7 protein-coding genes and 2 pseudogenes are annotated in these 9,188 nt (G+C 42.1%); all 9 read left to right on the top strand.

Annotation, left to right across the window (positions count from 1 at the left end; all coding sequences use genetic code 11):
* Positions 1-119 (top strand): annotated as a pseudogene (locus HMPREF3178_RS31660) (acyl carrier protein); the annotation flags it as partial.
* A 31-nt stretch (positions 120-150) separates the two neighbouring features.
* On the top strand, positions 151-1,311 hold the full coding sequence (locus tag HMPREF3178_RS08825; protein WP_017146507.1) for an aminomethyltransferase family protein: 1,161 nt from the start codon (positions 151-153) through the stop codon (positions 1,309-1,311).
* An 81-nt stretch (positions 1,312-1,392) separates the two neighbouring features.
* Positions 1,393-3,954, top strand: a complete 2,562-nt coding sequence (locus HMPREF3178_RS08820; RefSeq protein WP_029496866.1) for a beta-ketoacyl-[acyl-carrier-protein] synthase family protein — start codon at positions 1,393-1,395, stop codon at positions 3,952-3,954.
* A 4-nt stretch (positions 3,955-3,958) separates the two neighbouring features.
* Complete coding sequence (locus HMPREF3178_RS08815) at positions 3,959-5,179, top strand: beta-ketoacyl synthase N-terminal-like domain-containing protein (protein ID WP_004099492.1); 1,221 nt, start codon at positions 3,959-3,961, stop codon at positions 5,177-5,179.
* The gene (locus tag HMPREF3178_RS08810; protein WP_004099493.1) at positions 5,180-6,142 is read left to right on the top strand and encodes a hypothetical protein; all 963 of its coding nucleotides are present in this window, start codon (positions 5,180-5,182) and stop codon (positions 6,140-6,142) included.
* Between the two features lie 76 nt (positions 6,143-6,218).
* Complete coding sequence (locus tag HMPREF3178_RS08805; protein WP_371297964.1) at positions 6,219-6,863, top strand: ABC transporter ATP-binding protein; 645 nt, start codon at positions 6,219-6,221, stop codon at positions 6,861-6,863.
* Positions 6,847-7,491 (top strand): hypothetical protein, encoded by a 645-nt coding sequence (locus HMPREF3178_RS08800; protein ID WP_004099495.1) that lies wholly within the window; start codon positions 6,847-6,849, stop codon positions 7,489-7,491. Before HMPREF3178_RS08805 ends, HMPREF3178_RS08800 begins: the two co-directional genes overlap by 17 nt.
* Positions 7,492-8,802 carry an ABC transporter permease gene (locus HMPREF3178_RS08795; RefSeq protein ID WP_004099496.1) on the top strand — a complete coding sequence of 437 codons (1,311 nt, stop codon included), beginning with the start codon at positions 7,492-7,494 and terminating at the stop codon, positions 8,800-8,802.
* A 9-nt stretch (positions 8,803-8,811) separates the two neighbouring features.
* Positions 8,812-9,156 (top strand): annotated as a pseudogene (locus tag HMPREF3178_RS08790) (outer membrane lipoprotein-sorting protein); the annotation flags it as partial.
* Positions 9,157-9,188: the final 32 nt, after the last annotated feature.

The raw sequence follows: 9,188 nt of genomic DNA, 5'->3' as shown, positions 1-9,188 counted from the left end.
TTACCCGAAATCTGATTTATTCAACAAAGCCCATTCAAGTGCAAGAAGGGGATGATCCATCATATATGAGAAGTATTAATAGCCTTGCTTCATTTATTATTCAGAAAAAACATTCCTGATGTCAATCATGTTAATTTATAAAGGTGTTTTATGAGCTCGCTTTTCGATTTACATTTAAAAGATAATGCTGTGATGGGCAATTATAACAACCGGAGCATACCTTCATCCTATCATGATATTTTAGATGAATATAAAGCGGTGAGAGAGAATGCTTTGCTGGTCGACTACTCTCATATGGCCATTGTTAGCGTAACAGGTGAAGATGCATGGATTCTTGTAAATCACATTGCCTCTGCTGACATTTCAATTGTACGAGATGAACAAGGAATTTATTCACTCGTCTTGAATGACGACGGGACTATCCTTGGTGATATGTATGTGCTGTGTGCCATGGATGGTTATTATATATTGTCTGAAAATATTTCTGTTGCCAGGATTATAGAAGTCCTTAAGTTCGCAGCGGAAAAATATGATGATTTAGGTATTCAGGAGAACCCGGAAATAAAATCCATGGAAGACGATAACTGGGGGGCTATCATGCTTGAAGGGCCATATTCCTGGGAGTTGATGTCCGAGATCTATGGATATGATATCATCGGTCTTCCTTATTGCGAATACATGAATACTGAAGATGACTTAATTGTCTTCCGCTGCGGTAAGCATGGGGAGTTTGCCTATCAAGTAATTGGCCCTCAAAGTTTACTCGTTGAACTATGGGTTAAATTACAAAAGATAGGAGTTAAGTACTTACTTAAAACTGGCGGTTTGGATTACCAGCGTATAGTTCGCGTAGAAAATCCTGGCTGGGATCAAAGCATTTACGCAGAATATTCAACAAACCCTGTCGAATTACAATTGCAGTGGGCTATCCAGTATGACAAGGAAGATTTCATCGGCAAAGCTGCTGTTGAGCTGATGTCTGCCCAGAGTGCTGCTCGCAAAGTTGTTGGCATTGTTCCGTGCGTTAATTGCGCGTCGCTTAGCAAGGATGATAAAATCCTTGTTAATGGGCAGACCGTTGGGTTTATTATTAATGCTGTATATTCTCCGGCTGCGCAAAGTTGGATAGCGTTGGCGTTTATTAATACCCCTTATGCACTATCAGACATCGACGGTTACATAATAAAAACAGCGCACGGTGATATTGCGGCAAAAACTAAAACTTTACCATTTATATATAATTTCAGTTTGCTGGTTAACCCGACAACGCATAGCTATATTGATCCATCGAAAGCGAAAAGTGTTTTATAAAGCATAGAGTATTAAAGTTAACTTGCTAAACACGGTCGTTATTTTTTATTTGCTGTTTAAATCAAGGGTTTTCCGGATATTATGAAAACAAACAGGAAAAGAGTAGTTATTACAGGGATGGGCATCCTGTCATCTCTTGCGGATAATATTGAGGATTTCAGGCTAGCCCTGCTACAGAAGGAAAATGGTATTACTGATAGCGCACGTTTTTCAGAATGGTTTGAAAACGCACGGGCGGCCGAAGTACTACATGAAATCGATTGTCCTGAATTATCTGAGGAGATTATTGCCTCGCTCGATAACGCTGCGCTGTGGGCATATAAGGTTGGCAGGGACGCGTTGATACAGGCCGGCCTGGTTAACTGCCCTCGTTGCCTTGATGAGATGGGCTTAATAGTTGGCGTTTCCTCTGCGGGTACAGAAGCCTTCCTGCCGCTTTTTGAGCAGCGAATTCAGGATTTTTCCTTACGTAAGGCGATGTATTCCGGTGGCTTCTCTTCCTGCTGTTCCAGCGTTTCGACATTGTTAGGGCTGAAAGGTGGAGTCGAACTTGTTGCCACGGCCTGTACAGCAAGCCCTAATGCCGTAGGTATGGCATTCGATTATATTCAGAATGGCAAGAGTAGCGCTATGCTGGCAGTTGGGACGGAGCCGATCTATTTACCGACCTTTGCTGGCTTTTATGCTCTCAATGTCATGCATCCCGTATCCTGTTCACCTTTCTCTGGCCAATCCGGTATGTCAATTGGCGAGGGGGCGGGGGCTATTGTACTGGAAGAGTATGAACACGCCATTGCACGCGGCGCTACCATCTATGGCGAGATTCTTTCTTATGCCACATCCTGCGACGCTTACCACGAAACAGGGCCCGATCCGCGAGCCAGCGGAGCAGTACAAGTTATGTTAAAGGCCATGGCTAATGCGGGGATTACACCCGATCAGGTTGATTATATTAATGCGCACGGAACAGGTACTGAAGCTAACGATCAAATCGAAACGTTGGCGATGAAAAAAGTGTTTCGCGACATTGAAAATATTCCGATCAGTTCTACGAAATCCTACTTTGGCCATAATATTGGCGCTGCCGGAATCGTTGAACTTATAGCTTGCCTGGTCACTTTGCCTGACCAACAGGTACTACCTACCCTTAATTTCACTGAGGCACGGCCTAACTGCGATCTGGATTACGTCCCGAATGAGTTCGTAAAAAAAGATATTAATATCTTTATGAAGAATAACTATGCATTCGGGGGTAACAACTGCTGCATGATTGTAAGCACCAGGCCGGGCTCGGTTCCGGTGACTTCATATGAGGCCAAAAGGGTAGCGATAACTGGCATAGGAGCTGTATCCGCTATTGGGCATCGTATCAATGAAATACTTACGAATATTAGTCAAATTGAAAGCAGCGCCGTCGAGCTTGAGGAGATCATTTTCCCTCAAGATGTATTAATTGAAGCTGAAGAGCTGCTGCATGTTTTAATAAAGAGCAGGCAGTTTGAGGAGCTTTTTGGGGCAAATTATGGCATTGCCAGCTGTGAAGCATCGCATGAACCATCCACCTTTAAAACTTTCCAGGTCAAAGGGCTTGAGCCGCGTAAACACCTGCGTCGCTTCGATTCGCGTAAGGCTACTCGCGGCGGTACCTTCGCGCTAATTGCGCTTACGGAAGCGCTAAATATGGCTAAGCGACGTATTAAGCGCGATGGAGAAGAACTCGGTCTGGTTATGGGCATGGCGCGCGGGCCACAAGAGACAACTTATAAATATTTGCAGAGTCTGAAGCCAGACCCTGGAAAGGTACGTACGTCGGAGTTTCCTGGTTCACTGATGAATGCGATTGCAACTTTTTGCGGTATTTCTGAAGGGGTAAAAGGGTACACCACTACTCTTGCAACCGGTGAAAATGCGGCTCTTGGCGCATTAACTTATGGTTATGAGATCATTCGCCAGCAGCTTCAGCCGCAAGTTATTGTCGGGGGCGCTGATGAGTATTTCCCTTCCATGTCTCTATACATGGATGGGGTGACGCAGAAGATTCACGCGGCATCTGATGTCAGGGACTATCAGGTCTATGCTAAAGAAGCGAAGGGCTACGTACCTGGCGAAGGCGCCTGTATGTTAATGCTCGAAGATCCGCTTGCGGCCGCTGCGCGCGGCGCTGAGGTTTTAGCGGAAGTTGTCGGGTATGGTAAATCATGCAACAACAGCTATTTTGATGTTACTCAAATTGATGAAAAATCCAGCGCAATGGCCTTAGCCATCGAACGCGCGCTAAATGATGCAGGAATTTGTGCCAGAGATATCGATTTGGTGTGTGGCACCAGCAACGGAAGCATTGAGAATTCAACAATTGAGTTGAATGCCATATATGAATCATTTCGTCAGGTTAATCCAATAGTCCCGGTAGTCAACTACAACGCCTTTTTTGGCTTCGTGGCTTCGTGTGCAGGCTTGTTGAATCTGATCATACTTCTTGATTGTATTAAAAAGCAGGCAGTTCCTGCTATACCGTATACCAGTGACTTTGTTGATCAGCGTATAAATTTTGTGCGTCAGCCTCTGAATATCAAAATTAAATATGTATTGCTGGTAGGGGCGACGGAAGGCGGCAACTATTACGCAATTATTATCAAAGGATAATACGATGGACAGGAAGTCTATTATTTCTGGTTATAGCGTTCATTTACCATTTGCCGATGATGGTTCACAGCTCATTGCAAATCTGAAACAGGGAAAGCGTGTCAAAACCGCGCCTTGGTTCAAGTCGAATGATGAAGCTATTAAATGTGGGCTTCGTGGTAATGTCAATGTTGCAAAGATGAAATATAGTAATGATAGCATTCCTGAATTACTCTATCGCCTAATTGATGAGGCCTTAAGGCAGTCAATGCTGGATGAGAATTGTCTTCGAGAAGATAATATCAGAGTCTATATTACTGGTATAGGGCCTCGAGTTGATGCTATAGATTATCGTTCTTTCGCTACTTATAATGATATTGAAGATCTCGCGCTGACTCCTTCAATAACCAATTTATGCGCCAAAAATATGTCTCAGGATATAATTGCAGAGCTTTTGGCTAAAAAATATCGTTTGCGGTATCTACCACCGAATATTAATTGCACCAGTAACTCCGGGCTTACAGCCGTTCATCTGGCAAGCCATGCAATTGAGCGCGGTGGTATAGAGCTTGCTCTCATTATTAATATATCCCAGGTAAAATCTCAGGATATTTGGTTTCTCTCAACTCAATCAATGTTGGATACGGATCTTGTTCAACCGTTTGGTGTAAATAGCAAAGGGGTGATCTTTGCTGAAGGTTATAGCGTTCTGGTACTTGAAAGTGACCATCATCGCCTGGCTCGACAACTTGTTGATGGAGTGAGTATCAAGACGGCTTATAAACAGATTAATGCCAGTAGAAGTAACGATGTTTACTGGCAGAGTACCTGTATATTAAAACTAGTCAACCAACTCTTGAATGATACGAGAGTTAAAATTGAGGACGTGTGCGCTTTTATCCCTCATGGTAATGGTACAGCGTTCAGTGACAGCATTGAAGCGAAAGCTATTGCTATTCTGGCAGGGGAGAATATGCTACCAGTCCTCGCTTACAAAGGGCAAATAGGTTATACCGCTACTGGTTCTGGATTGGTAGATTTAATAATTGGTCATCATTCAGTAAGTTGTCATGAGTTAATAAAACCGGTAATTAATGAACCCATTGTTAATGGTATAGCTCACCACTTTCTTACCGGGCCGGGAGTAATAAAACATCACAAGAGTCATTTGCTTAAAACCGGCTTAGGGGTAGATGGTTCTATTATCGCAGCTTTGCTGTCCAATACCGCCAGGGAAGCTAGCTAAATGGATGATGCTATGCATTTATTATCGTTGTCTCTTATGGAGCCCGAGGCACCTTTATTTTTATACAGTCCCAGTTGGCTAAATGTTTGGGAAGCACATTCCTATGATATAGCTTTGAAAAATACCGATACAAATAGCTGGGCTTTTAAACGATTTGGTACTCGCGCAGATGCCTATGACAAAGAAGTAGTGAACAGAACTAATTACATGGCGTATATCTCTGCGTTAGAAAAAGTATCCGATGTCGCAATGCAGGCGTTGCCTCAGAAGGAACGTATGCTATTGATGAAATCACGAACTGCTTTTATCTATGTTGACTCATGGGGAGAAGCGGCTGGCTTTGAATATGATATAAGTACGCTGCATTTATCTACCATTGATACACTACCAAAAAATTTAGTAAAAAAGTTTTCTGTAGATAATGTGACATGCAAAATCCGCGGTGAAAAAAATGCGCTGATTCAGGCAATGCGCCTGGCGCAAGACTATTTAAGCTGGGATATCTTTGATTTTGTCATTGTTTGTGGTGGTTATCGTGCCATACCATTGTTAGCGTTTACCGCAACAAATATTAATCCTCGTAGTAAAATGAAAGAATCTCGAAAAATTCCTGGGATGAATTTATCAATCGAACGCGTAGGATGTTTTATTTTCAGTCAAACAACTGGTGATCTAAAAGTAAACTGCGGGCCCTATTTTAGCGCAGACTCATCACAGTATCAAAAAAATTATGCATCAGATATTGATCTGGTTGCATTTTCCGGCAGGGCCAGTTCGATAACGCCATTTTTTAACCATCCTGTAAAATTACTCGATCTTGAAAAGAAATATGGTTCTAGTGGTTGCATAACGCCTGCTTTGAGCTGGCATCATATTTTTCAGCACGCTTTTAAGGGTGGTCGCATGAGAACAATCTTGCCCGATTATAATGGCGGCTTAACTTATTTTGATACCTGGTATTAACCATGAGGCCACAGTGAGAGCTAATATTAAAGAATTGCCAGCTATTTCTTTGCATGGTATTTATAAAAATTATGGAATGGGCGAGAACGAGGTTGTTGCACTTAAAAATATCAATGTTGATATCGCTGCTGGCGAGTTTATGGCTTTATGTGGGCCTTCTGGGAGTGGTAAAAGCACATTGTTAAATATATTATCCGGAATTGATAAACCCTCCGCAGGGCATGTTTTCTTTCTCAATAAAAATATGAATGCATTGTCAGAGAGAAATCTGGCAGCAATACGTAGTAAGCATCTGGGATTTATTTTCCAGTTCTTTAATTTAATCCCGGTACTTAACGTGTTTGATAATGTTTTTTATCCATTGATACTTAATGGCCATTTCGATGCCAGAACTGCAAAGGAGCGAACCCTCCATTTTCTGAATAGCGTGGGTTTATCCGGCCTGGAAGACCGGAAACCGGGGCAGCTATCTGGCGGGCAACAACAGCGTGTCGCCATAGCAAGAGCACTCGCACATGAACCTCAGATTGTCGTTGCAGATGAACCTACGGGAAATCTCGACCTGGCGACGGGAGACGCAATTCTGGATCTTTTACTAGATATCAATCATCAAACGGGCACCACTTTTATTATATCGACCCACTCCACCCAGCTAACGGAACGTGCGCGCCGAGTGGTGGAAATCCGTGATGGAGAATTAGCTTATGATTCATATGAATAATTTCTTCAGGTTACTGTGCCTGAGCCTGTCTCTGGTTATTGTAGCCGCCACGGCGGCTCCCACTTATACGCCTGTAGTTGAAAGCATACTCCATAATGGGTTTCCAACTCAGCCTGACGTGTTAGCAAAAACTACTCAATCTCTATCCGATGAGTTCAAAAAGACCGGAAATATTGCTTCGCTGGTTTTTTATGCCTACGGGATGTTGAGGCAAGCAAACTATTTTTTGGCCACTAATGATATTATTAAGGCTTCAGAGTATGCTAAAACAGGCTTCTTTTATCTCGATGAAGCTGTGGATTTAAATCAAAACATACCACTCATCAGATATCTGCGTGCCAAGGTCGATGCGTACCTACCCGCCGAGTTGGGACGCTGCGTTATTACCCTCGAGGACACAGACATACTGCTAAAACAAGAATTAAGTAGCAGAATTCGAGATAACGTCAATGATATGCGCTACAGAGCATTTTATAACTGTAAACTTTATCAACAGGCTGGCCAATTATTATCAATATTACAGGTGGATAATCCAAATAAAAAAATTGATATGGCTTATAACGGTTCATCTACCTGGGAACTTGATGAAGTTACGCAAATTATTATACCCCTTATGAGGGCCAAATAAATGTCAATGAATATGATCTTTGTAAATGGTTTTGTGCTTATAATTGTTTTATTTATCATCTATTGTGTCGTTTTCCGCTTCCGTGATGCTAAGTTTTCTTTTTTGAATTTATTAAGGCATCGCAGAAGAACTTTGTCAACAATTTGTGCGATAATTCTTGGTGGTGTTGCCATATTTTTATATGGCGGCTTTATTAATTATTCTTTCTGGATTCTCCAGCAGCAAACAATCCGCACAAACATTGGTCATGTACAAGTTTATAACAAGGAGTACTTTGATACTGCAAACAAGAGTAAACATCTCATCAATAATTATGCTGCTCTAAAAAATGATATTATGCATAATTCTTCGCTAGCTAATGATATATCCACCCTTTCAGGGCAGCTTGAGTTTACAGGAGTTATTTCTCAATATGAAAATGAAACCTCAAGCTATTTTTCTGCTCAGGGGGTCGAGCCTTTACCTGCCTTGAAACTGGGTGCCTTTGATAAAATCATTTTAGGCAGTGATTTATCGCGCGTAAAACGTAATGAAATCACAATAGGCAGCGGGCTGGCAAAAACTCTTGCCGCGGGTTATGGCGACTGGCTTGATGTGATGGTAGTTAATACATCAGGTGGCCAGGGAGCTTTATCGTTAAAATTGCGTGGGATATTTGCATCCGGTATTAAAGATTATGATGATGTAGCATTGAAGGTTCCGCTAGATACAGCACAAAGGATTATGGGCACAGATGGCGTGAGTAAAGTACTTATATTGCTGAATAATAATAATGTTGATGAATTTATAGTTAAGTTGAATAAATATATTGTTGACAATAAGTTGCCGCTGGTTGTGAAGGACTGGAAAGAAACATCTATTTTTTATCAACAGGTCGAGGGAATGCTCTCAGGCATATATTTCTTTATCAAACTTATTGTCGCGCTTATTGTCGTGTTTATGATTGGTAATTCAATAACGATGAATATTGCTGAGAGAACGCGTGAAATAGCCACCCTGAGAGCCATTGGTCTTGAGGCCTCCCATGTGACATTATTATTTTGGCTGGAAGGTGTTTTTATTGGCGTGTTTGGTGCCATGGGGAGTGTTTTGGTGGGATATTGTTTAGCTGCGATGATCAATGTTTATGGGATTGCTATGCCGCCATCCCCGGGTCAATCGATAGGATATACTGCGTTTATTAAGATTGATAATGTCGAGCTTTTCTGGACTACGCTGGTTTTACCGATTTTAACGTCAGCTCTTGCGTCTGTTCTTCCTTCGTATCGCGCATCACGGCTCAATATTTCTGCGGCGTTTAAATATTCCTGAGGAATGAGTATGAAACACCTGAAACTGCGCTTACTTATTCTTATTACTTTTTTTTCTTCATCCTGGGTAATAGCCGAGACTCCGGCACCTCAGGCTATAGATATTATACGTTTGGCTGATGATATACGTTCGCCTAATGTACCTTTCCGCTATACGGTAACTGTTCTTGAATATAAAGAGGGTGGCGAGCAGCCGGAGAGTAAACAAATTCTCGATGTGTCAATGCGTTTTATGAAACCTGAAAATGGCTCGCGGGCAGATGCGCGTTCTTTAGTCCGGTTTATTTATCCTCCACGGGATAAAGGGAAGATTATGCTTTCTGATTGGTACGATCTCTGGTTTTATACACCTGAACGGCTTTGTTGAATAAATCGAACTTTTGCTGA

Source organism: Klebsiella sp. HMSC09D12 (genome assembly GCF_001808475.1).
Lineage (GTDB): Bacteria > Pseudomonadota > Gammaproteobacteria > Enterobacterales > Enterobacteriaceae > Klebsiella > Klebsiella oxytoca.
The sequence above is the reverse complement of the archived record's forward strand: the minus strand, read 5'-3'. Positions and strand labels throughout refer to the sequence as shown.

Bases quoted from the DNA above. Each gene is read 5' to 3' on its own strand.
- HMPREF3178_RS08825 (WP_017146507.1), top strand. From the start codon at position 151: ATGAGCTCGCTTTTCGATTTACATTTAAAAGATAATGCTGTGATGGGC.
- HMPREF3178_RS08820 (WP_029496866.1), top strand. From the start codon at position 1,393: ATGAAAACAAACAGGAAAAGAGTAGTTATTACAGGGATGGGCATCCTG.
- HMPREF3178_RS08815 (WP_004099492.1), top strand. From the start codon at position 3,959: ATGGACAGGAAGTCTATTATTTCTGGTTATAGCGTTCATTTACCATTT.
- HMPREF3178_RS08810 (WP_004099493.1), top strand. From the start codon at position 5,180: ATGGATGATGCTATGCATTTATTATCGTTGTCTCTTATGGAGCCCGAG.
- HMPREF3178_RS08805 (WP_371297964.1), top strand. From the start codon at position 6,219: ATGGGCGAGAACGAGGTTGTTGCACTTAAAAATATCAATGTTGATATC.
- HMPREF3178_RS08800 (WP_004099495.1), top strand. From the start codon at position 6,847: ATGATTCATATGAATAATTTCTTCAGGTTACTGTGCCTGAGCCTGTCT.
- HMPREF3178_RS08795 (WP_004099496.1), top strand. From the start codon at position 7,492: ATGTCAATGAATATGATCTTTGTAAATGGTTTTGTGCTTATAATTGTT.